Here is a 26,596-nt window from a genome sequence, read left to right as displayed (position 1 = left end):
TTTCAATGGTAGTTGAAGGGTGCAGAGAGGAGTGATGCCTGTACCGGCCTCTTCGCGGGTAAACCCGCTCCTACAGGTACGGCGCCGAACTTGGGGGCAGCGCCGTACCTGTGGGAGCGGGTTTACCCGCGAATGCGGCAGCAGGTTCACTGCCGCATCTCTGGATTACTCAGCCAGTTTGTAAGCGATGATGTAGTCGCCCATCCTGGTGCCCAGCGAGCCATGCCCGCCGGCAGTCACCAGCACGTACTGCTTGCCATCCTTGCCGGTGTAGGTCATCGGCGTGGCCTGGCCACCCGCGGGCAGGCGGGCTTTCCACAGTTCCTTGCCGTTGTTCACGTCATAGGCGCGCAGGTACTGGTCCAGGGTACCGCTGAGGAAGCCGACGCCACCAGCGGTGACGATCGAACCGCCCATGCTCGGCACGCCAACCGGCAGGCCGATCGGCACCGGGGTGCTGTCGCGGGTGGTGCCGTTCTTGTGCTTCCACACTACCTTGTTGGTGAACAGGTCGATGGCGGCGACATAGCCCCAGGCCGGGGCCTGGCACGGTACGCCCAGGGGCGACATGAACGGGTGCATGGTCACTGCGTACGGTGCGCCGGTGTTCGGCTGCACGCCGCTGGTCTCGCTTTCGCGCTTGCTGCCCTCGGCCACCTGCTCACGCGGGATCATCTTCGACACGAAGGCCATGTAGTTGGGCGAGGTGAACAGCAGTTGGCGCACCGGGTCGACCGACACGCTCCCCCAGTTGAACACACCGACGTTGCCCGGGTAGACCAGCGAGCCTTGCTCGGACGGTGGAGTGTATTGGCCTTCGTAACGCAGTTCGCGGAACTGGATGCGGCACAGCATCTGGTCGAACGGCGTGGCGCCCCACATGGCCTGTTCGGTCAGCTCAGGGCCGAGCAGGTTGAGGTCGGAGCGGGCCTGGGTCGGCGAGGTGTGGTCGCCCTTCACCGCACCTTGAGGGGTGGGGATCTCGCGGATCGGCACGATCGGCGTACCGTCGCGACGGTCGAGCACGTACAGGCTGCCTTGCTTGGTCGGCACGATGATTGCCGGCTTCACGCCATCGTCGGTCTTCAGGTGGACCAGGGTCGGCTGGCTGCCGACGTCCATGTCCCACAGGTCGTGGTGGGTGAACTGATAGTTCCAGCGAGCCTTGCCGGTGGCCAGGTCGAGTGCGACCACGCCGGCGCTGTACTTCTCGGCGCCCGGGGTGCGGTCGGCGCCCCACTGGTCCGGGGTCTGGTTGCCCAGTGGCAGGTAGATCATGCCGAGGTCTTCGTCGACGCTGGCGATCGACCACATGTTGGCCGAGTTGCGGCTGTACATCTTGCCGGGGGCCAGTGGCTGGGTGTCGTCCGGGTTGTTGCTGTCCCAGTTCCACACCAGGTGACCATCGTGTACATCGTAGGCGCGGATCACGCCGGATGGCTCGTTGGTCGACTCGTTGTCAGTGACATGGCCACCGATGATTACCAGATCGCGGGTGATCGCGGCAGGCGAGGTGGAGTAGTAGCCGCCAGCGGTGAACGGGCCGATGCCGGTGGTGAGGTCGATCACGCCCTGGTTGGCGAAGCCTTCGCAGACCTTGCCGTTGTCGGCATTGATGGCGATCAGGCGGGCGTCCGCAGTCGGCAGGTAGAGGCGGCGAGGGCAGGCCTGGGCCACGGCTTGGCCGGCGTCGGTAATTTTCGGTGCCGGGCTGCCGTCGCGGCTGACGTAACGGTTTTCGTCATAGTACGAAACGCCACGGCAGGTCATGTGGGCAAAGCCTTTGAAGGTGCCGACGGGGCTCTTGACCTGTGGATCAAAGCGCCAGATTTCCGCGCCGGTGTCCGGGTCCAGGGCCAGCAAGCGGCTATGCGCGGTGCAGGCATAGAGCATGCCGTTGACCTTCAGTGGGGTGTTCTGGTTGGTCAGCTCCACAGGGTCGTTTTCGGTCGGCAGGTCACCGGTGCGGATGCGCCAGGCCTCTTCCAGGCGGTAAGCGTTCTGCGGGGTGATCTGGCGCAGTGGCGAATAGCGGTCGCCGTGCTCGGTGCGGCCGTAGGCCTGCCATTCACCGTCGGGCATGGCCGGGGCGGCGCTGGCCATTTCGCTGCTGTCGCGGCCCAGTTCGCCAAACACTTCACCGGGGTGGGTGAACTGGCTGCCCAGGGCACAAGCGCCAGATGCTACCACTGCAACGCCGAGCAGCGCAGTGTTGGCCTTGCTGGCCGGGCCGACCAGCGGACGACGCGCCCAAGGCAGCAGCAGGACCACGCCGATGGCAAACCAGATGGCCAGGCGTGGCACCAGTTGCCACCAGTCCAGGCCCACTTCGAACAGGGCCCATGCGGTGCTGCCCAGCAGTACCAGGCCGTACAGCCCCAGGGCGATGCGGCGTTGGGCCAGCAGCAGGATACCCGACAGGGCAAAGCCGATTCCGGCGATCAGGTAGTAAAGCGATCCGCCCAGCTGGCTCAGCTTGATGCCGCCAGCCAGCAGGGCCAGGCCCATCAGCAACAGCAGCGCGCCGATCAGGCGCGGTAGCCAGCGGCTTCCATTGTTGGCACCTTCAGTGCTCATCGTAGGTTCTCCGTCAGGTCAAGAAAGGGGTTAGAAACTGCTCTGGATCTTCAGGCCGCCGATCAGGGCGCCATCGACTTGCGACACCCCGCCCGGGTGGCGGATGTACTGCAGGTTGGGGCGTACCGTGAGCCAGTCGGCCAAGTGGATGCCGTAATACAGCTCGGCGCTGTACTCAGTGTCCTGTACCGGCAGGAAACCGGGGTTGTCATAGTCGTCGATGCCGGCGGCCTGGTTGACCAGACGCGCGTTCTTGCGATAGGCAGGGTTGACGTGCACGCGGGCGAGGGCGAAACCGATGTCGTCCTTGGCGCGGGCGTCGAATGGCCCTTTGTATACCAGTCCTGCCTGAACATAGTTGTCGATGGCATTGGTCTTCTTGTCGTGCACCGTGGCGTTGGCGAACAGGCTCAGGCCACGCGACTGGTCGGACGCCAGCGAAGTCACCTGCTGCTGGGCGCCGAGCCACAAGCCGTGCTTGCTCGAACTGCTGCGGTAGGCGGCGCCGCTGAGGGCTGCCGGCTGGCCATTGCTGTCCTTGAGAACATCCTGTGCCTTGGCATTACTGTAGTAGTAGCCGGCGCGATATTCCCCTTTCAGGCCATTGACCTGCGGGCTCCATACCAGTTCGATCGGCATTACCGCGCCTTGGGTGCCGCTGCCGCTGAGCTTGAAGCCGTTGCCCGACTCCAGGTTGGAGGGGTTCTGCTCGTACACGCCGACCTGGGCGTAGAGCGCATCGCTGAGGTTGTAGCGGACGCGCAGGGCCCACTGGCTGACCGGCCAGTTGTACCAGATGCCACCTACCCAGTTGCCTACCTGCGAGCCGCAGAAGGCCAGGTTCTGGAAGTCGCAGGGGAAGCTGTTGAAGTCTTCGCCTTCGCCGAAACGGCCGAATTTCACATCCAGTGCGCCATCGAAGTACTTCTGCTTGATCCACATCTGCGTCAGCCGCCAGGTTTCGCCACGGCCCCAGACCTCCTGGGCCGAGGTGAAGCCGCCGACACGCGGGTCGTTGATACGGTCGTTGCTGATGTTGTCGCCGTGTCGCTCGGTAATGGTCAGCTGGAATTCGGTGTCGTTCCAGCCGAGGATCTTCTCCAGGTCCAGGTGGCTGCCGAAGGTGAACTGGTCGCTGTAGCGCGCGGTGCGGTCGTGATCGTAGCCACCGTGCAGGTTGCTGCCCATCTCGCCGGTGTAGCCGAGGGTGAAGTCGTAGCCTTTTTCCAGCAGTTCGCTGCGGGTGCCACCCCAGTCGCCGAGCATCCATGGCGAATCGCTGGCGAACATCTCGCTGGCGCTGCTGGGAGCCGCCAGGGCGCTGAGGGCAAGGCCGATGTAACAGGTTTTGGGCAGTTGGAGCATGAGATAGCGCTATCTTTTGATTATTGAATAAACGGCAGGCGCATCGAAGGGCGGGCCCCTCAATGAATATGGCGACAAGATGGTTTCGATGAAGCGATTCAGCTTGCGGCGGGGAGGATATAGGGGAAGTTGTAAGAAAAAAAGACAAATTGTCGCAGTGAATTGTTGCTGATATGGCAACAGTCCAGAGCTTGCGAGCTCTTTGTGGGAGCGGGCGCGCCCGCGAACACCGGCGGAGCCGGTCATCCACCGCGTCGGTTTCTTCGCGGGCATGCCCGCTCCCACAGATACTGATTTGCAATCAGAAGATGGTACGCAGACCCACTTCCACACTACGCCCCGGCGCCGGGGCGATGTCGCGCAGGATCGAACTGGCATAGCGCACGGTCTGGTCCGTCAGGTTTTCGCCGCGCACAAACGCCATCCACTGGCTCTGGCCAACTTCGAAGCGGTAACCAACGCTGGCCCCTAGCGTGGTATAGCCATCAGTGCTGGTTTCGTTGGCCGGTTTGCGATGCTGAGACGCAGCGTGTTGCACGTCGACCCGCGCCTGCCAGCGGTCCAGCTCCCAGACCAGGCCGCTGTTCAGGCGCAGCGGGGCGATGCGGGGCAGCGGCTCGCCACTGTCCAGGTTCTTGGCCCGGGTGTAGTCACCAGACACTTCCAACGCGAAGCTGCCGTAACGGTTCTCGGCCAGCTGCCAGCGATCCTGGGCCTCGATGCCATAGAATCGCGCCCGCACGCCCTGATACTGGTACTCCGGGAAACCGCCGTGGTCATGATCGTGATCATGGTCGTGGTCATCCTCATCATGATCGTGGTCATGCCCCTCGCGGTTGTTGCCGGTGCTGATCAGGCCGATGTAGTTGCGGAAGTGGCTGTAGAACACCCCGACACTGCCCTTGTGGGTGCCGTTGTCGAAACGCAGGGCCAGGTCGGCGGAAACGGCTTTTTCCTTGTTCAGGCTGGCATCGCCGACTTCAAAGGCTCCGGTGGCCACGTGGGCACCATTGGCATACAGCTCGTAGAAGGTCGGGGCGCGCTCGGTGTAGCCGAGGTTGGCGGCCAGCGACCAGACCGGGTCGAGCTGGTACACCGCCCCGGAAGACAGACTGAAGGCGTTGAAACTGCTGGCGCTGTCGGCGTCGGCGAAGTTCTCGTTGCCTTTGGCATCCGGATCGACCCGGGTGTGCTCCATGCGTGCACCCAGGCTCAGGTTGAGGCGCTCGGTGGCTTGCCACTGCTCCAGCATGAACAGCGCCAGGCTGTCGGTGTCGGTGTGCGGGACGAAGGCTTCCTCGCCCAACGCGGAGAATTCGTTGCGGCTGACCTGGGCACCGATCACGCCTTCTACCGGCCCGAGCGGTTGGTGGCGAGCTTCGATACGTGCTTCATAGCCCTTGTTCCTGAAGGTGGTGTGGACCTCGCCTTCTTCGACTTCACGATGCTCGTAGTCGGTGTAGCCGGCATCGACCTTGATCGAAGTGAGCGGGCCGTCCAGATCGCGCAGCTCGGAGGCGAAGGCGTAATGGTCCTGCTTCATGTCCAGGCGCACACCTGGCTCGGCCACCGAGCCATAGTTACTTTCGTAGCGGCTGTACGACAGGCCGGCGTAACCGTGGTCCCAATGGTAGGCGCCACCCAGGGCGCCACCGTCCTGGCGGCCATCGCTGTTTTCCAGGCGGTGCTTGCTGCCGGGTTCGTCGGCATCGCGCACCTTGGAACTGCGCGCGTAACCGGGGATGCGCAGGTCGTTGAACTGGCGGCTGTTGGCATCCAGGTGCAGGGCGAAGGCACCGTTGCCGGCTTCCAGCTTGCCAGCGCTGCTGCGGGTGGTATCGGCGCCGCCGTAGCGCAGTTCACCGGCACCGTGGATGCCCTCGATGGGGGCATCCGGGATGCGGTTGTCGAAGGTATTGACCACGCCGCCGATGGCGTTGCCGCCGTAGAGCAGGGCGGCTGGGCCACGGACGATCTCGACACGGTCGACGGTCACCGGGTCCAGCGGCACGGCGTGGTCGTAGGACAGTGATGAAGCGTCGAGGGCGCCGACGCCATTGCGCAGGATGCGAATGCGGTCGCCATCCAGGCCACGAATTACCGGGCGACTGGCGCCAGGGCCGAACCAGGTGGAGGCGACTCCGGGCTGCTTGTTCAGGGTTTCACCGAGGCTGCCGTGCTGCTGTTGCAGCAGGTTGTCGCCTTCGAGCACGGTGCTGGGGGCGGCCAGCTGGCTGTTACCCAAAGGGTTGGCGGTGATGACCTGGGGTTCGAGCTCCACCGCTTGGCTGGGTGGTGCGGCAAGCCAGAGCGCGACGGCGAGGGGAGAGAGGCGAAGCGGTGTGTACAGCATGGGGATGGGGCGTTCCTTGGCAGATGCTTTTTTATTGTTACAATATAACATCTCTATTTCAGCACAGAGGTTTTGCGCCTGGCCAGCGGTTTTTCTGTTGACTCACCTGATCCCACCCACCACTACACTCGTGTAAGGTGCGCATCTTTCCTACGGAGCACTGGCATGAGCACGGCCCAACACAACGCGCTGCACGGCAAGACCCTCGAACAGATCCTCACCGAGCTGGTGGCGCACTACCAATGGCAGGGCCTGGCTGAGCGCATCGATGTGCGCTGCTTCAAAAGCAACCCGACCATCAAGTCGAGCCTGACCTTCCTGCGCAAGACGCCGTGGGCACGGGAAAAGGTCGAGCAGCTGTACGTGAAGCTGCAGCGTCAGGCCTGACATGCCGAGTCGCCCCTGGCTGACCGGCATGGCCGTGCTGGGCTGGTTCGGCCTGACCGTGCAGGTGTATCTGGTGCTGCTGGCGCGCTGGCAGGAGCAGGCCAGCCTGGTGGGTGGCCTGATCAATGTGTTCGGGTATTTCACCGTGTTGACCAACACCTTGGTGGCAACGGTGCTCAGTTATGCGGCGTTTGGCCGGGAAGGCCGTGCCAAACGCTTTTTCCTGTCGCCTTCGGTGAGTTCCGCAGTGGCTGCCAGCATCGTGCTGGTGGCATTGGCCTACAGCGTGCTTTTGCGTCACTTGTGGCAACCGCAGGGCTGGCAATGGCTGGCGGACGAGTTGCTGCACGATGTGATGCCCGTGCTATATGCCTTGTACTGGTGGTGCGAGGTGCCCAAGGGCAGGTTGCGGCTATGGCATCTGCTGGTCTGGGCGGTTTACCCGGCGACGTATTTTGCCTACGCGCTTTGGCGTGGGAGCGAGATTGGCGTGTATGCCTACCCGTTCATCGACGTGGCGAGTCTGGGGTATGGGCAGGTAGTGCTCAATGCCGTGGGGGTGTTGGCGGGGTTCTGGGGTATTGGGCTGGTGTTGCTGGGGCTGGATCGGTGGCGGGGGCTGCACAGATTGGCTTGACCTGCACTGGCCCTATCGCCGGCTTGCCGGCGATAGGGCCAGTGCAGGCAATAAACAATCATTCGTCGTCCGCAGTCCCGTCGGCACGCCAGTAGGCCACAGCCTTGAGCGCATCCTCAGGCAAGCCTTTCTCCAGCAACAGTGCCTTGGCCTGCCGGCTCAGGGCTTTTTCCAGTGCCACCCAGCCGTACAACCGGCCCTGCGGCAAGGTCAGGTTCTTCACTAGTGCCAGCAAGTCCTCCTGTTGGCGACGTACCCAGATCACCTCAACCTGTGCCTTGCTCGGCAGTGGCTGGCGTTCCTGCTCGTCTTCGATCTGGATAACCGCCAGCACCTGACGGCCCGCAGGCAACTCCTCCAGGCGGCGGCCAATGGCCGGGATGGCAGTTTCGTCACCGATCAGCAGGTAGCTGTCGAAGATGTCCGGCACCACCATCGAAGCCCGCGGCCCGGCAATGTTCAGGGTTTGCCCGGGTGCGGCCTGGGCGGCCCAGGTGGATGCAGGGCCATCGCCGTGCAGCACGAAGTCGATGTCCAGTTCATTGGCCACCAGGTCGATGCGCCGTGGCGTGTATTCGCGCATGGTAGGCCGTGCGCCACCTTCTCGGCCCAGGTTGCGAGCCTCGATGGCTTGCTTTTGCTCCGGCGTTTCGGCGAACAGCAGCTTGATATGGTCGTCGCTGCCCACGCTGGTGAAACCTTGCAGCTCGGCACCCCCGAGAGTGATGCGGCGCATGCGCGGGGTCAGTTCGGTGACCCGCAGCACCTGCAGGCGGCGTTGGCGGATTTCGTGGTTGACGCGGTGAATGGTGTCACTCATGGGGTGTCTCCGGGACAGGTTCGGCCGGCCCGGAGGCGATGGCCTTGGCGGTGTGGTTGAGCAGGTCGCGGACCCGCTCGATTTCTTCCGGAGCCCAGCGGCCACTGTGCATGTGCAGTGCGTGGCGCAGGTTGCCGACCGCTTCATGAATCTCTGGTGGGCGGTCGTGGCCGCGCAGGGCGCGCTTGCTGACTTCGATGCGCATGCGCACGCCGTCCAGCGCGACGGCCTGTTCGGCCAGGGCGGTGCGGCCGGCTTCGGTGATGGCATAGAGGCGTTTGCTGCCCTGCACCTGGCCGCTGATCAGTTCGGCCTCCTCGAGGAAGTTGAGGGTGGGGTAGATCACCCCGGGGCTTGGGCTGTAGCTACCGTCGAACAGGTTTTCGATCTGGCGGATCAGGTCGTAGCCGTGGCCTGGCTGCTCGGCGAGCAGGGCCAGCATCAGCAGCTTGAGGTCGCCGGGAGCGAAGACGCGCGGGCCGCGTTCGCCACGACCTGGGCGCCGCTCGAAGGGGTCATGGGGGGTATGTTCGCGCATGGGGGCAGGGCTCCGTCGTTTGCGATATATCGTAAGATATTACTCAAGATATATCTAAAGACAAGCCCTCAATTGCAGATGATTATCATCTATTCGTTCGATGTGTCCCCTTGCGGTGTGGCTGTATGCACGGCAACCTGCGGCGGCTTGCACTCGTTCGGATTGCCCGGTTGCAGGTAAGGCATGAGAATCGGAGCCATGCCCTTGAGCACCTGCACCGGCAGCGCCGAGGTGAACTTGAAGGCCTCTGCCGAGCGCCCCGGCACGAATGCGGTCAAGGTGCCGAAATGGTTGTCGCCCAGGAAGAACACGAAGGTAGCGGTACGGTTCAGCGAGCGCGAGCCGATCAGTCGGCCGCCAGCACCAAAGCTTTCGATGCGGTTGTCACCGGTACCGGTCTTGCCGCCCATCACCAATGGCGTGCCGTCCTGCAGCTTGAAACTGCCGGAAATACGCCGCGCGGTGCCCGCATCCACCACCTGCGACATGGCGCCTTTGAGGGCGCGCGCCACTTCGACCGGCAGAATCCGCACACCCCGGTCCGGGTCGGTGACCAGCTTGGTCTCGTAAGGCGTGTTGGCAGCGAAGTGCAGGGTGTCGATCCGCAAGGTCGGCAGGCGCACACCGTCGTTCTGGATGATGCCGACCAGTTCGGAGAGGGCGGCGGGGCGATCGCCCGAGCTGCCGATGGCGGTGGCCAGCGAGGGTACCAGGTGGTCGAATGGATAGCCCACGCGCTTCCAGCGCTGGTGAATGGCGAGGAACGCTTCGATCTCGACCATGGTGCGAATGCGGCTGTCACGGGCGCCCTGATGGCGGCTCTTGAACAGCCAACCATATACCTCCTGGCGCTCGAAGCGGCTGGCATTGACCATTTCGGTCAAGGTCGAACCCGGGTTCTTCAGCAGGTAACCCAACAGCCACAAGTCCAGCGGGTGGACCTTGGCGATATAGCCCTGGTCGGGCAGGTCGTACTTGCCCGGGCCATAGGCGTCGTGCATCTCCGACAGGCGGCCATCGGTCAGTTTGCCCAGGACGATCTTGTCACCCTTGAGGTGGGCGCGGACGAAGGCGTTGAAGGTTTCCTGGCCAGCCTCGGGGAACAGGTAGCGGTGCACGGCCGCCAACCGTTGCGGGGTCACGCGCATGCTGTCGAGGAAGGTGTCCAGGCGCTGCTGCGAGGTCTTGCGCTGGTATTTCTTCCAGAAGCGCATCAGGTAGTTGGTGCCTTCTTTGTCGGCGAAACGGGCCAGGTATTCCTGGCGGCGCGGGTCGGAGTCGTCCTTGAGCAGCGGCACGCGGTTGTACGGTTGCTGGTAGGTCACGTAGCGCACCAGGTCGCGCATCAGGCGGATGAACGGCAGGTTGATCGATTCGCGCAATGCATCCTTGAGGGTTGGGTTGCGGCTGTTGTCTTCCTTGCGGAAGTTGTTGAACACATGCATGCCGCCGCCGGTGAAGAAGGCTTCGCCGGTGTTGGCCGAATACTTGCGTTCCAGCGCGGCATCGAGCATGGCGTCCAGGCTCTGGTTCTTGCTGTTCTGCGCCAGCCATTCCAGCGACCACTGGCTGATGCGGTCGAGTTCGGCGACTTCGACTTTCTTCAACTCGGCGGCTGGCTTGCCGGCGTATTTGTCGTGCAGTTCGGCGATGATCTCCAGATAGGTGGTGAGCACCCGCAACTTGGCGGTTGAACCCAGCTCCAGCTTGCTGCCTTCGTTGATGTCGAATGGCTGGTCGGTGCTGTCGGTCTGCACCCGCACCCGCGAGCCGTCGGCGGTGCGCTCGAACAAGGTGAAGCTGTAGCTCACCTGATCGGTGGTCTTGGCGGTGAGCAGGCGTTCGCCGATCAAGCCGATCTGCGCCGCGAATTCAGGGTCGGCAAGGTTTTTCAGGTACTGGCTGACCTGCAGCTGCAGGTCGGACTGCAGGGTGCTGGTGGCCGACACATCCAGCCGGTCGAGATCGTACAGCGGGCGGTTGAGCATCGCTGCCAGGCGGTTGCGCGCCAGGCTGATGCCCTTGTTGGTGACGATCGGCACGATGGTCGGTTGCGCCACCCAGTCGCGGTATACCGCCTTGCTGGCCAGTGCAGCGTCGGCCAGTGGCTGCTCGATGACCTTGTTGGCGGCCAGCACGCGGATGTGCGCGTCGGTCAGTTCGGCCAGTTCGAGCCGCCCCTTGGACAGGTAGTGCGACGGCCGGCGCTGGGCAATCATCAGCGACAGCACCTGGCGCAGGGCCAGGCCGCGTGCGGCCATGCTCTCAGGGTCGCTGGCGGTGGAACTCAGGGCCTGGTTGACCTGGTCGAAATCGGCGCCGTACCACACCCGCAGGCCTTCGGCCATGCCATGCACTTCGCCATGCCCAGGTACTGCCGACAGAGGCACGCTGTTGAGGTAGTCCCGCACGATGCGCTGGCGCGCCTCGGTTGTATCAGGGCCGCCCTGATAGGCACGCACGCTGGCGGAAATCATCTGGCGGATCTTCTCGGCGCCGGAAACGGTCAGGCCGTCCGGTGAATGGCGGTACTTTTCAAGCTGCGTGGCCAGGGTGCTACCGCCAGCGGACTGGCCGGGCAGGGCCAGGTACTTGGCCACTTGGCTGTAGGCGGCCTTGGCAAAGCGCGGCCAGTCCACGGCCGGGTTGTTGCGCGGGTCCTTGGTGTCGAGCAGGTCGCGGTTCTCGATGAACAGCAGGCTGTTGACGATCACCGGCGGGATCGCCGCAAAGTCCGGGTACAGGTGTTGCGGGTAGTTGTACTGGTACAGCATGTCGCCGCGGCAGTCGGTGATCGACAGGCCAGCCTGGATTTTCTCGATATAGGGGGCGAACAGCCCATGATCGACGTAGTTCATCAGCGCCGGCGAGAACTTCACCTGCTCGCTGATCAGGTAGTCGCGCTTGAGTAGCCGTGGCAGGAATTCGCCCAGGGCGCTGTAGCCCAGGCGTTTGTCGAACGGCCCTTCGCCGGGGTAGACGATGGCATCGCTGGGGCCTGGTTGCAGCGAATAGGTGAGGGTGCTGGCCAGCTTGCTGAATTCCCGCGACTGCAGGTTGGACGTGCGGAATTCGTCATATGCAGCGAAGCCGATGGCAACCAGCGCCACCAGCAGGATGAGGATGATCAGCCGCCACCATAGCCGACGCTGACGGGGGGACTTTGGTTGTGGCGTCTCGGCCGGAGGTATCTCGGGTGCTTCCGTTCTGCTTGGTTCCGATTGCCACAGTGCGCCCATAGTCTTCTATCCGGCCAGGTATTTTCGTCTTGCTTGTCTGAAGCTTAGACGTTGAGCGGGTCAGGTGAAAAATTTGTAAGAGACGGAGAAGGGTGGCGTAGGGCTATGCGGCTTTGGTGTGGGTTTCTTCATACGGCGATGTTGCTATGGTGGCCGGGCGATTTTGGGCCGCTTCGCGCCCCATTCGCAGCACAAGGCTGCTCCTACAGGGGAATGCGTATCCATTGTAGGAGCAGCCTTGTGCTGCGAATGGGGTGCGAAGCGGCCCCAGAGATCTAGCTGAATATTCCTGTTTATACAGCGAAAAAACCTGCAAGGGTCTTCCTATACTGCTCGCCCCCTTCGCCTCGCCGGGCGCTCTATTCCGGCACTCGGGCCGGCCCACAAGGCCAGTTCGGCAAGCCAATGCCACGCCTATCGGCCTGGCTGGTGCTGCACGAAGGTCAAATCCAATAACAAAATGAGGTTGTATTGCTATGCCAGTCGGCAACCACTCTGCCCACGGCCAGGCCGCTGAAGGCGGCCCGCTCAAGCGTGAACTGGGCGAACGGCACATCCGCCTGATGGCGCTGGGCGCCTGTATCGGTGTCGGTCTTTTCCTCGGTTCGGCCAAGGCCATCGAAATGGCCGGCCCCGCCATCATGTTGTCCTATATCATCGGCGGCCTGGCCATCCTGGTGATCATGCGCGCCCTTGGCGAAATGGCCGTGCACAACCCTGTCGCCGGCTCGTTCAGCCGTTATGCCCAGGACTATCTAGGCCCGCTGGCGGGCTTCCTTACCGGCTGGAACTACTGGTTCCTGTGGCTGGTGACCTGCGTTGCCGAAATCACCGCGGTGGCCATCTACATGGGCATCTGGTTCCCCGACGTACCACGCTGGATCTGGGCCCTGGCGGCGCTGGGCAGCATGGGGGCGGTCAACCTGGTGGCCGTCAAGGCCTTTGGTGAATTCGAGTTCTGGTTCGCCCTGATCAAGATCGTCACCATCATCGCCATGGTCCTTGGCGGCATCGGCATCATTGCCTTTGGCTTCGGCAATGACGGCGTGGCAGTGGGTATTTCCAACCTTTGGAGCAACGGCGGCTTCATGCCCAATGGCGTGACCGGCGTGCTGATGTCGCTGCAAATGGTCATGTTCGCCTACCTGGGCGTGGAAATGATCGGCCTGACCGCCGGTGAAGCACGCAACCCGCAAAAGACCATCCCGCAGGCCATCGGCTCGGTGTTCTGGCGCATTCTGCTGTTCTATGTCGGTGCGCTGTTCGTGATCCTGTCGATCTACCCTTGGAGCGAAATCGGCAGCCAGGGCAGCCCGTTCGTCATGACCTTCGAGCGCCTGGGCATCAAGACCGCCGCCGGCATCATCAACTTCGTGGTCATCACTGCAGCGCTGTCGTCGTGCAACGGCGGCATCTTCAGCACCGGGCGCATGCTCTACAGCCTGGCGCAGAACGGCCAGGCCCCGGCGGCCTTCGCCCGTACGTCGAAGAACGGCGTGCCGCGCAACGCGCTGCTGCTATCGATCGGTGCGCTGCTGCTGGGCGTGCTGGCCAACTACCTGGTGCCGGAGAAGGTCTTCGTCTGGGTGACTTCGATCGCCACCTTCGGCGCGATCTGGACCTGGGTGATGATCCTGCTGGCGCAACTGAAGTTCCGCGCCGGCCTGAGCTCCACTGAACGCAAGGCGCTGAAATACCGCATGTGGCTGTGGCCGTTGAGCTCGTATCTGGCGCTGGCCTTCCTGGTGCTGGTGGTCGGCCTGATGGCGTACTTCGAGGATACCCGCGTGGCGCTGTACATCGGCCCGGCGTTCCTGGTGCTGCTGACGGTGCTGTACTACGCATTCCGCCTGGCGCCGAAAGATGCGCAGGGCGTGGCCAGTACTGCTTCCTGATCTGAAATGGCTGGGGCCGCCTTGCGGCCCTTTCGCGACACAAGGCCGCTCCCACAAGAGATCGCGTACTCCTGTGGGAGCGGCCTTGTGTCGCGATGGGCTGCGTAGCAGCCCCAGGTTCAATCAGGCCGCCACTTCACTGTTCGGTTCGAAGCTGTCCGCCCGCGCCAATTGCCACATGCGCGAATAGAACTGCCCGTTCACCTCGCCAGTCAGCAGTTCACCCGGCTTCAAGAACACATGCATCTGCGAGAACAGTTTGATCTCGGTGGCCGAGATGCGCCGTACCAGGTGCTTGGCTTCCAGCTGCGCCGGGTGCTCCAGGCCCGCTGCCGCAAGCATTTCGGCCAGGGCACGCAAGGTATTGTGGTGGAAGTTCAACACCCGCTGGGCTTTGTCCGGCACCACCAGCGCACGCTGGCGCAGAGGGTCTTGCGTGGCCACACCGGTCGGGCACTTGTTGGTGTGGCAGCTCTGCGACTGAATGCAGCCGATGGCGAACATGAAGCCGCGCGCCGAGTTGGCCCAATCAGCGCCAATGGCCAGCACGCTGGCAATGTCGAACGCGCTGACGATCTTACCGCTGGCGCCCAGCTTGATCTTGTCGCGCAGGTTCAGGCCAACCAGGGTGTTGTGCACGAACAGCAACCCTTCGCGCAGCGGTACGCCAATGTGGTCGGTGAACTCCACCGGCGCCGCGCCGGTGCCGCCTTCCTTGCCGTCGACGACGATGAAGTCGGGCAGGATGCCGGTTTCCAGCATGGCCTTGGCTATGCCCATGAACTCCCACGGGTGGCCCAGGCAGAACTTGAAACCTACCGGTTTGCCGCCAGACAGCTCACGCAGCTGGGCAATGAACTGCATCATCTCGATGGGGGTGGAGAAGGCACTGTGGCGCGACGGCGATATGCAGTCTTCGCCCATCAGCACACCACGGGTTTCGGCGATTTCCCGGGTCACCTTGTGCTTGGGCAGGATGCCGCCATGGCCGGGCTTGGCGCCTTGGCTCATCTTGATTTCGATCATCCGCACCTGCGGGCTGCGTGCCTGGGCGGCAAAGCGTTCGGGGTCGAAGCGCCCGTCTGGCGTGCGGCACCCGAAGTAGCCGCTGCCCAGTTCCCAGACCAGGTCGCCGCCATGCTCGCGGTGATAGGGGCTGATGCTGCCTTCGCCGGTGTCATGGTGGAAGTTGCCCAGCTTGGCGCCCTGGTTGAGGGCGCGGATGGCGTTGGCGCTGAGCGAGCCAAAGCTCATCGCCGATATGTTTAAGATCGACGCTGAGTATGGCTGGCTGCATTGCGGCCCGCCGACGATGACCCGGAAGCTTGCCGGGTCGGCCAATGGCGCCGGGCGCATGGAGTGGCCGATGAATTCGAAGCCGGACTCGTACACGTCGATCAGGGTGCCGAAGGGTTTGTCCGAGGCTTCGTTCTTCGCCCTTGCGTAAACCAGCGAGCGCTGGGCGCGGGAGAACGGCAGGGCGTCGCTGTCCGCCTCCAGCAGGTACTGGCGAATTTCCGGGCGAATGGCCTCGACCAGATAGCGGATGTTGCCCAGGATCGGGTAGTTGCGGCGTACTGCGTGGCGTTGCTGCAACAGGTCGAACAGACCGATGAGGCTGAGGATTCCGGTGCTCAGGGTGAACGGCCACAACCATTCGTGGTGGGTGAACGGCAGGCTTGCCAGGGTGAACAGCACACAGGCGGCGAAGAAGGCATAGCGACTGAGAAGTGACAGGCTCATACAGGGTCCTTGCGATGGCGCGGTCAGGCTCAGGGCCTGGGGCAAACCCCGACCATAGCCAAGTTGCTCGGCTGTGCAAATTAAAATCGGGGTAGCGAAAATCATTCTCGCCAAACCTTGTGTTGGCTGTACTGGCCCTATCGCCGGCAAGCCGGCTCCCACAGGGATAGCGCATCGCTCAAGGGCGATGCGGTTTAGGTGGGAGCTGGCTTGCCGGCGATAGGGCCAGTACAGCAAAAAAAGCATTCAGATGGTGTCGCGCAGCAGCTTCTGCCGCCAGCTTTCCTGCTCTTGTGCCGGCGCTTCAACCAGGTATGAATAGTGCCCGGCCACCCGCACCGCCACCGGCACCCCGTCGCGATACAACAGGCGGTTGCCGCTCACCGCCGGCACTTTCGCCCCCGGCAGCAACGACCCGACCAGGTTCAGTGGGTCACTGGCACTCACCACCACCAATGCCCCGTCCAATTCACGCCGCCGCACCTGCCGCAGCAGCCCCACCGCCTCAGGTAAGGCGAACTGTTCGCCGGCCAGCCCGGCAATGAAGCGCCCGCCACGAATCTCGCCACGCGCTTCCAGCCGGTGATAGCAGCGCAGCAGTTCGCGCCAGGGCGGCAGCACATCGCTTTCGCGCTCCAGCAGGCGCCAGCACACCACGCCATAGCGCCGAAGCAGGGCCCGGGCGATGTGCTCCAGGCGCTGGCTGTCGTCTACAGTGCCCCTGCGCAGCAAGGCCCAGCGCCCGGCATGGGACATGCTGCTGGACAGCGGCGGGTGGCCGCGTCGGCTGTTGCGCGATGTGCGTTTCGCCGCCGGGGTGATCAGGCTGCGCAGGCCGGTGAAGCTGTCGGCCCCCACCAGGCCTGCGCCTACCAGCTCTTGCAAGGCCGTCTCCAGTTCGCTGGGTAGTAGGTGGGCGTCGTGTGCCAGCTCGTCGAAGAACAGCGCGCCATGCGCGTTCAGCACCTCGTGGACGCGTTGCGCTCGTGCGCCGAGGCTATCCAGGGCGGGTACGGGGGCAAGGCTGCGCCACAACCCAAGATGCTCGCGCGGCAGCAGCACCAGCGGTGTGCTCGACAAGGTGTTGCTCGACACGGTCGCCGCCAGCCGGCTCCAGGCGAACTGCCCGCTACGGCAGGCATCGTCGAGCCAGTTCGGGCTGTAGTCCTTGATACGTGCTGGCAGCAGTTCGGCCTCCCATGCTCCGGCGGCACTCGGGAATCCTTGTAACTGGCCTAGTACCTCGGCCACGGCTTGCGGGCCGCGCAGGCGCGTGTCGTCAGCCAGGTGCTGCCAGTCGAACAGAAAGCGCATGAAGTCCTGCAGGCTGACCGGCTCGATCTCCCGGCGCAGGCGTTTGACCGTGTAGCGGTGGATGCGCGCAAGCAGATGGCGTTCGCACCATTGCAGTTCGCTTGCGCCGGGGCTGAAATGCCCACGCAGCACATAGCCTTCGGCCTCCAGGCAGGTCAGGGCCTGTTCGATGGCCGGCAGCGGTTTGCCAAGTGCTGCCGCAATCTGCGCGCGGGTCAGCGGGCCATGGCCGCTCAGGCGGGCTCGCAACAGTTCGACCAGCGCAATGTCCGGCTCGATGGCCTGATCGAAGCCTGGCAGTACCTGCAACGCAGGTTCCAGCCGGGAGCCGGGATACAGCACCTGCAGCAGACTCAACCGCTCGCGTGCCAGCCACAGTTTTTCATCCACCAGGCGCAAGGCCCGGCCGGCCTTGGCCAATTGTCTGAGCAGCAGTTCCCAACCGGCATTGCCCTGCACTTCGTCCTGGCTGATGGCACCCAGGCCCATCAACGCTTCATGCATTTCGTCGGCGTTGCCCGGCTGCGGCCAGGCCTCGGCCGTCACGGCGGCAATCGCATCGGCGTCCAGCGCGCCCAGGTCGTCGCCGTTCTGCACCTCGTTCCAGCGCCGGTTGAGCACTGCCTGCGTGCGACGCTCTTCCAGTGGCGCGTCATCCAGGAAGGCATATGGCCGAGCATTGAGGATGGCCGCCGCCAACGGCGAAGGGGCGGGTAGATCGCGGCACAGCAGGCGTACCGTGCCGCTTTCCATGCGCCGCAAAAGTGCTAGCCAGCCTTCGCTGTCCATCGCCTCGTGCAGGCAGTCGTCGAGGGTTTGCTCGACCAGCGGATGATCGGGAATCTGCCGCTCGCCGACGATGTTCTCCAGGCAGGCGATCTGGTCGGGGAACACGGCAGCAATCAGGTCTTCACTCTTCATCCGCTGGATCTGTGGCGCCACCTTGCGACCGCCGACAAAGCGCGGCAAGGCCATGGTCACGCTGGCGTTCCAGCGCCAGCGCACGCCGAACAGCGGCGCATCGAGCAGTGCCTGGACAAGGATCGACTCGGCGTTGCGGCTATTCAGGTAACGCCACACGTCGTCCAGTTCGAAGCTGTGGCTGGAGGACAGCGACAGCACGATGGCGTCCTCGCTGGCCGCCGCCTGCAACTCGAAGTTGAAGGTGCGGCAGAAGCGCTTGCGCAGGGCCAGGCCCCAGGCGCGGTTGATGCGGCTGCCGTAGGGCGAATGGATGATCAACTGGGTACCGCCGGACTCATCGAAGAAGCGCTCCATCACCAGCGTGTCCTGCGAGGGCAGGGCACCAAGCACTTCGCGGGTGCGGGCCAGGTAGTCGAGCAACTGGCCAGCGGCGGCTTCGCCCAGTTCGAAGGTGGCCTGCAACCATGCCAGCACCTCGGCTTGGTTGTTGTCAGCCAGCTGTTGGTCGATCTGTGCCTGCAGCCGGGCCACCGCGGCAGACAGCTCATCGCTGCGCCCCGGCGCCTCGCCCAGCCAGAATGGAATGGTCGGTGGCAGGCCATGGGCATCCTCCACCCGCACCCGGCCCGGTTCGACGCGCAGGATGCGATAGGAAGCATTGCCCAGCTGGAAGATATCGCCGGCGATGCTTTCCACCGCAAAGTCTTCGTTGACGCTGCCGATGTTCAGCGCCTGCGGTTCGAGCAGCACGGCGTAGTCGGCGTTGTCGGGGATGGTGCCGCCGCTGGTCAGGGCGGTCAGCTGGCTGCCGCGGCGGCCACGCAGGGTGCCGCTCACCGCATCGCGGTGCAGGTAGGCACTGCGCACGCCCTGGCGGCCGTTATAGCCCTCGGCGAGCATGCGCAGCAGGGCCTGGTAATGTTGCTGGTCGAGTTCGGCATAGGGCGTGGCCTGGCGCAGGCAGTCGAACAGGGCTTGTTCGTGCCAGGGCTGGTTGCTGGCTTCGGCGACGATCTGCTGGGCCAGCACGTCCAGCGGCGCCCGGGGAATGTGCAGCTCGTCCAGCTCGCCCCGGCGTATGCAGTCGAGCAGGGCCACGCATTCGATCAGGTCATCACGCGAGGTCGGGAACAAGCGGCCCTTGGGCACGCCATCGACCTGGTGGCCGGCGCGGCCGACCCGCTGCAGAAAGGCCGCTATCGAACCTGGTGAAGCGATCTGGCAGACCAGATCGATGTCGCCGATATCGATGCCCAGCTCCAGCGATGCGGTGGCCACCAGCACCTGCAACTGGCCATTCTTAAGGCGTTGTTCGGCATCCAGGCGTAGTTCCTTGGCCAGGCTGCCGTGGTGCGCGGCAACCGCCTCCTTGCCCAGGCGGTCGCTGAGGTGGCGGGTGATGCGTTCGGCCAGCCGTCGGGTGTTGACGAACACCAGGGTGGTGCGGTGTTCGCGCGCCAGGGTGGCCAGGCGGTCATAGACCAGGCCCCAGACATCGGTGGCCATCACTGCACCCAGCGGCACTGGCGGCACCTCGATGGCCAGGTCGCGCTGCCGAGCGTGGCCGACATCGACGATTGCGCAGGGGCGGCTGTTGCCGACCAGAAATTGCGCCACCCGCTCTACCGGGCGTTGCGTGGCCGACAGGCCGATGCGCCGCAACGGCCGGTTGCACAGGGCCTGCAGGCGCTCCAGGGTCAGTGCCAGGTGGGCGCCGCGCTTGTTGCCGGCCAGGGCATGGATTTCGTCGATGATCACGGTGTGCACGCTGGCCAGGCCTTTACGGCCAGAAGCCGAGCCCATCAGCACGTAGAGCGATTCGGGGGTGGTCACCAGGATGTGCGGCGCCAGCTTGCGCATGGCGGCACGCTCCTTCTGCGGGGTGTCGCCGCTGCGCACGGCCGTGGTGATGCGCGGGGCGTTCAGGCCCTGGTCCGCGATGGCCTGGCTGATGCCTTCGAGCGGGGCTTGCAGGTTCAGGCGGATATCGTTGGACAGCGCCTTGAGTGGCGAAACGTAGACCACCTGGGTTTGCGCTGGTAGCTCGCCTTGGTGCTCCAGGCCTTGGCGGAACAGTTCGTCGAGCACGGCCAGGAACGCACTGAGGGTCTTGCCCGAGCCGGTCGGTGCGGCTAGCAGCATCGACTTGCCCGCATGGGTCAACGGCCAGGCCTGGGCCTGGGCATCGGTCACCGTGGCGAAGTGGCGACGGAACCAGGTGCGCACGGCGGGGTGGAACAGCTCGAGCACCGGGTGGTGTTTGGCGGGCAGGTTCATGTGTTGGTTATGGAGGGTGTAGGGCGGGTTGGCAAGGGGCCGTTCGTCTGCCGGATCGGCTATGACCTTCGCGGGTAAACCCGCTCCCACAGGTACTGCGCCGCTCTCTGACCTTGTGGTGCACCTGTGGGAGCGGGTTTACCCGCGAAGAGGCCGGCACAGGAAACACTGGCCTTGTCAGGCCAGGAACCCCATGGGATCCTCCCCGGCCATTGTTTCAGGTGAGCCCCCCATGCCCAACACCATCCGCATCGCCGCGGCCCTGCTGATCGATCCCCAAGGCCGAACCCTGCTGGTACGCAAACGCGGCACCCAGGCTTTCATGCAGCCCGGCGGCAAGATCGATGCTGGCGAAACACCCGTGCAGGCGCTGGTGCGAGAGCTGCATGAGGAACTGGGCCTGCACATTGACCCGGCCCAGGCCGTGCACCTGGGCCAGTTCAGCGCCCCGGCCGCCAACGAGCCGGGCTTCGAGGTACAGGCCGAACTGTTCCGTGTCGACAGCGCCGCAGCCGTGCTGCCGGCCGCGGAGATCGAGGAGGTGGTGTGGCTGGCCGCAGACCAGGTACCCGCCATGCAGCTGGCACCCCTGACCCGCGACCTGATCCTGCCGCTATACCGCCAGGCCGTCAGCGCACCGCGCTGACGCCATCGAGGGTGGCGAACGAGGTGTCCTTGGCCGTGAGCAAGAAGTCGCGCATGTATGGCGCATCGAGCATGTCGGTGCGCACGGCGGCATAAAGCGTGGCGAACAGGCCTTTTTCACCCAGGCGCTTGCCCTTCACATATCCGCGCGAGCTGTACTCGTGCAGCGCCCAGTGCGGCATGCCGCACACGCCACGGCCGCTGGCCACAAGTTGCATCATCATCACCGTCAGCTCCGATGTGCGCACGGCAGCGGGCTCGATGTCGGCCGGCTCCAGGAAGCGGGTGAAGATGTCCAGGCGGTCGCGCTCCACCGGGTAGGTGATCAGGGTCTGGTCAAGCAGGTCCTGCGGCACGATGTAGGGCTTGCTGGCCAACGGATGCTGGTTGGCCACCGCCAGCATCGCCTCGTAGGTGAACAGCGGCACGTAGGTGATGCCCGCCAGGTCCAGCGGGTCGGAGGTCACCACCAGGTCGAGGTCGCCGCGGGCCAGGGCCGGCAGTGGGGCGAAGGCAAAGCCGGAGGCCAGGTCCAGCTCCACCTCCGGCCAGGCGTCACGGAACTGGTCGATGGTCGGCATCAGCCACTGGAAGCAGCTGTGGCATTCGATGGCCATGTGCAGTCGCCCGGCGGTGCCGCCGGCCAGGCGCGCGATGTCACGTTCGGCGCCGCGCAGCAGCGGCAGGGTGGCATCGGCCAGTTGCAGCAGGCGCAACCCGGCGCTGGTGAAGCGGATCGGCTTGGTCTTGCGCACGAACAGCGGCAGGCCCAGGCGCTCTTCCAGCTCCTTGAACTGGTGCGACAGCGCCGACTGGGTCAGGTGCAGGCGCTCGGCGGCCTCCACCAGGCTGTCGGCCTCGCGCAGGGCATGAAGGGTTTTCAGGTGACGGATCTCCAGCACAGCTGACTCCGGTGTATGAACTTGAGGAAACAGGGAATGAGTTGAGTTTCCCTCATGTTGCCGCGCCTGTCGACTGGGCGTGCTGCCGCACCGCCTGGCGGGAGTCATCAAACTGTCACTGAACTGTGGCAGCGCGCCCGAACAGAATTCATCAGACTCGCGCTCTACTGGGGATCTGCATTCTGGTGTTTCTTTCATGCGGGCTTTTTGGCTTTTTCTTTTCTTTGTATTCGGCGTACCTGCAAGTTTCGCTGAACAGCGTTGTGACGCCCACGTGCCGGTGCAGCGGGCCGAGCTGGGCGCGGTCAGCCTTGTCTACCAGAGCGTCGGTGCGCCACGCGACCCGGCTTTGCTGCTGGTGATGGGCCTTGGCGGGCAGCTGATCCACTGGCCGGACGACGTGGTCGAAGCGTTGTGCCGCCAGGGCTTTCGGGTGATCCGCTATGACAACCGCGATGTCGGCCTGTCACGCTGGAACCAGTTGCCACCGACGGCCAACCTGACGGTCGAACTGCTGCGCTACAAGCTGGGCCTGTCGGTGGCTGCGCCCTATACGCTGACCGACATGGCGGACGATGGCCTGCGCTTGATGGATGCGTTGGGCGTGCGCCAGTTTCATGTGCTGGGGGTGAGCATGGGCGGCATGATTGCCCAGCACCTGGCTGCCATGGCGCCCGAGCGCGTGCGCAGCCTGACGCTGGTCATGTCCAGTTCAGGGGCGGCGGGGTTGCCGGCGCCGAATCCGGCGCTGGTGCAGTTGCTGGCCCGGCGCAGCGCGCCGAACCGCGAAGTGGCCATCGAGCAGCAGGCTGATCTGCTGGCGGCGCTGGGTAGCCCCGAGGTGCGTGACGACCGTGCGGCCTTGCTGCAGCAAGCGGCCGTGGCCTACGACCGGGCGTTCAACCCTGAAGGGGCCAAGCGCCAGATCATGGCGATACTGGCCGAGCCGAGCAGGGTCGAGTTGCTTAACCAGTTGCGGGTGCCGACCCTGGTAGTGCATGGCACGGCCGACCCGTTGCTACCGGTGATGCATGGCGTGCACCTGGCGGCGCATATCCAGGGCAGCCAGCTGCGCTTGATACCGGGTTTGGCGCACCGCTTCCAGGAGCCGTTCAAGGCGCCGTTGCTGGGGGCGGTGTTGCCCTACCTGCAGGCACATCGGCAGGATGTCACGCATATCGCAGGGCTGTGAATCGAGGTCTGGCGCGGTCCATTGTGGGAGCGGCCTTGCGTCGCGAAAGGGGCGCGTAGCGGCCCCAGGATTCAAGCCCCCCTACAAAAATGCCGGGGCCGCTTTGCGGCCCTTTCGCGACGCAAGGCCGCTCCCACAGGGTTGCGTGCGCCTTCAGGCTAGTGCATCCGCACCCACAAGGTCACCAGCACGGTCGCCGCCATCAGCCAGGCCACCGTGGCCAGCGCCAGCGATGCCTCCAGGCGCATGCGGTCGACCAGTACATACAAGGTCGCCAGGTACACGAAGTACGGAATGATCGACCACATGCCGAACAGGATGGTGGTCTTCAGGTCGGCAATGCTGCGCCCCTTGCCGACAATGTAGTGGGCAATCAGCGCGAAGGTGGGGAACAGCGGCACCAGCCCGGCGATGTAGTAATTGCGTGTCTTCGAAAGCACCGCCAGCAGCACCACCACACCAGCACCCAGGGCAGCTTTGAATACCAGGTCCACGTTGTCTTTCCAGGTTGGGTTGAGGTCAGCCGAGGCCGTATTTCTTCACTTTGTCGAACAGCGTGGTCTTGGCCATGCCCAGCTCCTGGCTGGCCTGGCTCAGGTTGCCACCAGTACGTTGCAGGGCATCGCTGAGCAGGTTGCGCTCGAACGCTTCCACCGCCTCGGCAAAGCCCAAGCCTTGGCTGGCACCACCGCTGGGGCCTTTCTTGAACGCAGGCAGGCCGAGGGCATAGCGTTCGGCGACGTTGCGCAGCTCACGCACGTTGCCCGGCCAGTCGTGGGCCATCAGGCGCGACAGGGTCTGGCTGTCCAGCGCAGGTGTTTCACGGTCGAAGCGCAGGGCCGACTGCTGCAGGAAGTGTTCGAACAGCTGCAGGATATCTTCGCGGCGCTCGCGCAGCGGTGGCAGCTCCAGTGTCACCACGTTCAGCCGGTAATACAGGTCGCTGCGGAACTGGCCACTCTGGCCCATGGCATCCAGGTCAGACTTGGTGGCGGCGATCACCCGGCAGTCCACCGGAATGCTCTGGTTCGAGCCCAGCCGCTCCAGGGTGCGCTCCTGCAGCACACGCAACAGCTTGATCTGCAGGTTGATCGGCATGCTCTCCACTTCGTCGAGGAACAGCGTGCCGCCATTGGCATGTTCGATCTTGCCGATGCGGCGTTTGCCGGCACCGGTGAAGGCGTTGGCCTCGTGGCCGAAAATCTCGCTTTCGAACAGGTTTTCCGGCAAGCCGCCACAGTTAAGTGCCACGAACGGCTGGCCCTGACGACGGCTGAAGTCGTGCAGGCAGCGGGCGACCAGTTCCTTGCCGGTACCGGTTTCGCCTTCGATCAGCACGTTGGCCGAGGTATCGGCGACGTTGGCGATGAGCTCGCGCAGGTGCTCCATGGCCGGCGAACGGCCAATGATGCGCCCCTCCAGGCTGCTTTGCTCCGCCAATTGGCGGCGCAGGGCCACCACTTCGCGCGACAGCCCGCGCTGTTCGAGGGCGCGGCGCACCACGTCGACCAGGCGCTCCGGGGAGAAGGGTTTTTCCATGAAGTCGTAGGCGCCATTGCGCATGGCGCCCACCGCCATGTCGATATCGCCGTGGCCGGTGATCAGTACCACCGGCAGGCTGCGGTCGCGGGCCTTGAGGCGGTTGAGCAGCTCCAGGCCATCGATGCCCGGCAGGCGTATATCGCTGACGACGATGCCGGCGAAGTCGTCGCCGATGCGCTCCAGCGCCTGCTCGGCGCTGCCCACACCTTCACAGGCGATGTCTTCCAGGGCCAGCGCCTGTTGGCAGCCGAGCAGCACATGCGGGTCGTCTTCGACGATCAGGACGGTAAGAGGCGCTTGGTTCATGGGTGCTCTGCCGATTCGCTAGGGGGTGAGACCAGGGGCAGGGCCAGGACGAAGGCCGTACCGCCGCTGGCGGGATGCTCGACGTTGAGGCTGCCCTTGGCGGCGGCGGCAAGGCTCGCCGACAGGGTCAGGCCCAGGCCCAGGCCGTGTTCGCCCGGCTTGGTGGTGAAGAAAGGTTCGAACAGGTGCTTGCGCGCCTCGGCGTCGATGCCGTGGCCATTGTCGCGCACCTGCAAACGGTACTTGTCGCCCTGCAGCTCGCCTTCCAGCCACAGTTGCGGCAGTGGCTGGGCGGCCATGGCATCCAGGGCGTTGCCGATCAGGTTGACCAGGATCTGCTCCAGGCGGGTCTGGTCGATGGCCAGCTGCTGGTCCTCGAACTGATTGTGCAGCTGCAGGTGGCAGGCGCTGATGCGGTTGGCCAGCACCTGCAAGGTAGCGTCCACTGCCTTGGCCAGCGAAGCCTGGCCGCTGTCGTCGCTGCGTCGGGCGAACGAGCGCAGGCTGGCGGTGATTCGGCCCATGCGGTCGATCAGGTCGTTCATGGTACGCAGGTTGGTGCTGGCGGTTTCCAGCGCCCCGCGTTCGAGGAAGCGCACGGTGTTGCCGGACAACGTGCGCAGCGCGGCCAGCGGTTGGTTCAGTTCGTGGGCAATGCTGGTGGACATCTGCCCGATGGCGGCCAGCTTGCCAGCCTGTACCAGTTCATCCTGGGCGTGACGCAGGGTCTGCTCGGCATGCCGGCGCTCGCGAATCTGACCCTTCAGGCGTTCATTGCTGGCACGCAGGTCGGCCGTGCGTTCGGTAATCCGTCGTTCCAGCTGGCTGTTGGCTTCCTGCAGGGCCTCGCGGGCTGCCAGGCGAGTGGCGATGACCTTGCGCCGTTCGTTCCAGGCGATGCCGAGGATCGCCAGCAATGCAAAGGCCACGCCTGCCAGGATGCCCTGTACCATGGATTCGCGGCGCAGGTCCTGCAGCGGGGTCAGCAGGGTGAAATGCCAGGGCGTGTCGACCAGGCGCCGGGTCTGGGCCAGGTAGGCCATTTCGCGGGCCTTGCCCTGTGCGGTTTCGCTGTTGGCCGGGAAGGTCAGCTTTTCCACACCATCGGCCAGGGTCTCCCGTGCCAGGGGTTGCAGTTCGTTCAGCGGCCACCAGTAGTACTGCAGGCTGCGAGCCAGGCGCTCCTTGATCTGCGGGGTCAGCGGGCGTACCGACTTCAGGCGCCGGGCAGGGTCGCTGGAGAGGATGATGATGCCGTTCTCGTCGCTGACGAACGCCTCCAGGCGGGCACGCTGCCAGCGCTCCTCGAGGGTGTCCAGGCGCACTTTGATCACCGCCACGCCAATGATCTTGCCATGCTCCTCCAGGCCGTGGGCCAGGTAATAGCCGGCCTCGCCGGTTGTACTGCCGATACCGTAGAAACGCCCGGGTTCGCCGCGCACGGCAGTCTGGAAGTAGGCCCGGAACGACAGGTCCTCGCCGAGGAACGAGTCGGCATCGCGCCAGTTGCTGGTAGCCTGGACACGGCCGTTGGTGTCGAGGACGAAGATGGCCCGGCTGCGGCTGCGCCGGTTCAGGCCTTCGAGGTATTCGTTGACGGTCTGCCGCGAGCCGCCGTCAGGGTCGGTGAGCAGATGCGAGACGCTGTCTTCCAGCTCCAGCAGGCTCGGCAGGTAGGTGTACTTGCTGATTTCGCTCTCGACCGTGCGCGCGTGCAGCTCCAGCTGGCGCTCGCCGTTTTCGCTGAGGGTGCGGATGCCGCTGCTCTCGCTGATCAGGTAGCCAGCCATTCCCAGGCCGACCATCAGCAGGATGATCAGTGGCGGTAACAGCAATTGGCGGAGCAGGCGGGATTTCACGGCAGGCTTGGCAGGGAGAAGAAGCGAAGGATCGCATTTCATCACAGTGGCCTTGTCACGACCAGCGCCTGCTGCCCGAAG

At 64.4% G+C, this 26,596-nt stretch carries 17 protein-coding genes; 5 read left to right on the top strand and 12 right to left on the bottom strand.

The features are described from left to right. Nucleotides 1-165: 165 nt before the first annotated feature. From NY023_RS22085 to NY023_RS22075, 3 genes are all read right to left on the bottom strand, one after another. Nucleotides 166-2,577, bottom strand: a complete 2,412-nt coding sequence (locus NY023_RS22085) for a glucose/quinate/shikimate family membrane-bound PQQ-dependent dehydrogenase (RefSeq protein ID WP_013973985.1) — start codon at nt 2,575-2,577, stop codon at nt 166-168. 30 nt (nt 2,578-2,607) lie between these two features. Further along, complete coding sequence (locus tag NY023_RS22080) at nt 2,608-3,942, bottom strand: carbohydrate porin (protein WP_013973984.1); 1,335 nt, start codon at nt 3,940-3,942, stop codon at nt 2,608-2,610. A gap of 301 nt (nt 3,943-4,243) precedes the next feature. After that, entirely contained in the window at nt 4,244-6,295 is a 2,052-nt protein-coding gene (locus NY023_RS22075) for a TonB-dependent receptor (RefSeq protein ID WP_044047152.1), read from the bottom strand. 165 nt (nt 6,296-6,460) lie between these two features. Here NY023_RS22075 and NY023_RS22070 point away from each other — a divergent pair, with 165 nt between their 5' ends. Together NY023_RS22070 and NY023_RS22065 are read left to right on the top strand one after the other, a co-directional pair. Continuing rightward, nucleotides 6,461-6,682, top strand: a complete 222-nt coding sequence (locus NY023_RS22070) for a VF530 family DNA-binding protein (RefSeq protein ID WP_003252112.1) — start codon at nt 6,461-6,463, stop codon at nt 6,680-6,682. A 1-nt stretch (nt 6,683) separates the two neighbouring features. Then, entirely contained in the window at nt 6,684-7,319 is a 636-nt protein-coding gene (locus NY023_RS22065) for a Pr6Pr family membrane protein (RefSeq protein WP_013973982.1), read from the top strand. Nucleotides 7,320-7,377: 58 nt separating this feature from the next. On the opposite strand, the gene NY023_RS22060 is transcribed toward NY023_RS22065, so the two are convergent. The 3 genes from NY023_RS22060 to NY023_RS22050 form a co-directional block, all read right to left on the bottom strand. Then, on the bottom strand, nt 7,378-8,139 hold the full coding sequence (locus NY023_RS22060) for a siderophore-interacting protein (RefSeq protein ID WP_013973981.1): 762 nt from the start codon (nt 8,137-8,139) through the stop codon (nt 7,378-7,380). Next, entirely contained in the window at nt 8,132-8,677 is a 546-nt protein-coding gene (locus tag NY023_RS22055) for a PadR family transcriptional regulator (RefSeq protein WP_013973980.1), read from the bottom strand. The genes NY023_RS22060 and NY023_RS22055 overlap by 8 nt, the downstream gene beginning before the upstream one ends. An 89-nt stretch (nt 8,678-8,766) precedes the next feature. Further along, a complete protein-coding gene (locus tag NY023_RS22050; RefSeq protein ID WP_044047151.1) occupies nt 8,767-11,916 on the bottom strand; it encodes a transglycosylase domain-containing protein in 3,150 nt (1,049 codons plus the stop codon). Between the two features lie 476 nt (nt 11,917-12,392). Between NY023_RS22050 and NY023_RS22045 the strand changes: the two genes are divergently transcribed. Next, complete coding sequence (locus NY023_RS22045) at nt 12,393-13,811, top strand: amino acid permease (RefSeq protein WP_013973978.1); 1,419 nt, start codon at nt 12,393-12,395, stop codon at nt 13,809-13,811. A gap of 123 nt (nt 13,812-13,934) precedes the next feature. Here NY023_RS22045 and NY023_RS22040 read toward each other — a convergent pair whose 3' ends face one another. Both NY023_RS22040 and NY023_RS22035 read right to left on the bottom strand, forming a co-directional pair. Next, the gene (locus NY023_RS22040) at nt 13,935-15,554 is read right to left on the bottom strand and encodes an FMN-binding glutamate synthase family protein (protein ID WP_044047150.1); all 1,620 of its coding nucleotides are present in this window, start codon (nt 15,552-15,554) and stop codon (nt 13,935-13,937) included. Between the two features lie 246 nt (nt 15,555-15,800). Further along, entirely contained in the window at nt 15,801-20,069 is a 4,269-nt protein-coding gene (locus tag NY023_RS22035) for a DEAD/DEAH box helicase (RefSeq protein WP_044047149.1), read from the bottom strand. Nucleotides 20,070-20,301: 232 nt separating this feature from the next. Between NY023_RS22035 and NY023_RS22030 the strand changes: the two genes are divergently transcribed. Then, on the top strand, nt 20,302-20,715 hold the full coding sequence (locus tag NY023_RS22030; protein ID WP_013973975.1) for an NUDIX hydrolase: 414 nt from the start codon (nt 20,302-20,304) through the stop codon (nt 20,713-20,715). Here the strand turns inward: NY023_RS22030 and metR are convergent. Beyond that, nucleotides 20,699-21,616: a transcriptional regulator MetR gene (metR, locus tag NY023_RS22025; protein ID WP_003258025.1), complete on the bottom strand. Its 918-nt coding sequence runs from the start codon at nt 21,614-21,616 to the stop codon at nt 20,699-20,701. The genes NY023_RS22030 and metR overlap by 17 nt on opposite strands. Before the next feature lie 196 nt (nt 21,617-21,812). Here metR and NY023_RS22020 point away from each other — a divergent pair, with 196 nt between their 5' ends. Then, nucleotides 21,813-22,808: an alpha/beta fold hydrolase gene (locus NY023_RS22020; protein ID WP_044047148.1), complete on the top strand. Its 996-nt coding sequence runs from the start codon at nt 21,813-21,815 to the stop codon at nt 22,806-22,808. Between the two features lie 158 nt (nt 22,809-22,966). Here the strand turns inward: NY023_RS22020 and NY023_RS22015 are convergent, their stop codons facing one another. From NY023_RS22015 to NY023_RS22005, 3 genes are read right to left on the bottom strand one after another with little or no spacing between them, the layout of a single operon-like run. Further along, nucleotides 22,967-23,302, bottom strand: a complete 336-nt coding sequence (locus NY023_RS22015) for a GlpM family protein (protein WP_013973973.1) — start codon at nt 23,300-23,302, stop codon at nt 22,967-22,969. A gap of 25 nt (nt 23,303-23,327) precedes the next feature. Further along, on the bottom strand, nt 23,328-24,605 hold the full coding sequence (locus NY023_RS22010) for a sigma-54-dependent transcriptional regulator (protein ID WP_230491511.1): 1,278 nt from the start codon (nt 24,603-24,605) through the stop codon (nt 23,328-23,330). Between the two features lie 47 nt (nt 24,606-24,652). Further along, a complete protein-coding gene (locus NY023_RS22005) occupies nt 24,653-26,557 on the bottom strand; it encodes an ATP-binding protein (RefSeq protein WP_044047147.1) in 1,905 nt (634 codons plus the stop codon). Nucleotides 26,558-26,596 lie beyond the last annotated feature (39 nt).

The organism is Pseudomonas sp. NBB, assembly GCF_032701105.1.
Lineage (GTDB): Bacteria > Pseudomonadota > Gammaproteobacteria > Pseudomonadales > Pseudomonadaceae > Aquipseudomonas > Aquipseudomonas asiatica.
The sequence above is the reverse complement of the archived record's forward strand: the minus strand, read 5'-3'. Positions and strand labels throughout refer to the sequence as shown.

Excerpts from the sequence above, each read along its gene's own strand:
- NY023_RS22075 (WP_044047152.1), bottom strand. The coding sequence starts at position 6,295 with ATGCTGTACACACCGCTTCGCCTCTCTCCCCTCGCCGTCGCGCTCTGG.
- NY023_RS22020 (WP_044047148.1), top strand. The coding sequence starts at position 21,813 with ATGCGGGCTTTTTGGCTTTTTCTTTTCTTTGTATTCGGCGTACCTGCA.
- NY023_RS22030 (WP_013973975.1), top strand. The coding sequence starts at position 20,302 with ATGCCCAACACCATCCGCATCGCCGCGGCCCTGCTGATCGATCCCCAA.
- NY023_RS22085 (WP_013973985.1), bottom strand. The coding sequence starts at position 2,577 with ATGAGCACTGAAGGTGCCAACAATGGAAGCCGCTGGCTACCGCGCCTG.
- NY023_RS22040 (WP_044047150.1), bottom strand. The coding sequence starts at position 15,554 with ATGAGCCTGTCACTTCTCAGTCGCTATGCCTTCTTCGCCGCCTGTGTG.
- NY023_RS22065 (WP_013973982.1), top strand. The coding sequence starts at position 6,684 with ATGCCGAGTCGCCCCTGGCTGACCGGCATGGCCGTGCTGGGCTGGTTC.
- NY023_RS22080 (WP_013973984.1), bottom strand. The coding sequence starts at position 3,942 with ATGCTCCAACTGCCCAAAACCTGTTACATCGGCCTTGCCCTCAGCGCC.
- NY023_RS22045 (WP_013973978.1), top strand. The coding sequence starts at position 12,393 with ATGCCAGTCGGCAACCACTCTGCCCACGGCCAGGCCGCTGAAGGCGGC.
- NY023_RS22055 (WP_013973980.1), bottom strand. The coding sequence starts at position 8,677 with ATGCGCGAACATACCCCCCATGACCCCTTCGAGCGGCGCCCAGGTCGT.
- NY023_RS22035 (WP_044047149.1), bottom strand. The coding sequence starts at position 20,069 with ATGAACCTGCCCGCCAAACACCACCCGGTGCTCGAGCTGTTCCACCCC.
- NY023_RS22050 (WP_044047151.1), bottom strand. The coding sequence starts at position 11,916 with ATGGGCGCACTGTGGCAATCGGAACCAAGCAGAACGGAAGCACCCGAG.
- NY023_RS22070 (WP_003252112.1), top strand. The coding sequence starts at position 6,461 with ATGAGCACGGCCCAACACAACGCGCTGCACGGCAAGACCCTCGAACAG.
- NY023_RS22060 (WP_013973981.1), bottom strand. The coding sequence starts at position 8,139 with ATGAGTGACACCATTCACCGCGTCAACCACGAAATCCGCCAACGCCGC.
- NY023_RS22005 (WP_044047147.1), bottom strand. The coding sequence starts at position 26,557 with ATGAAATGCGATCCTTCGCTTCTTCTCCCTGCCAAGCCTGCCGTGAAA.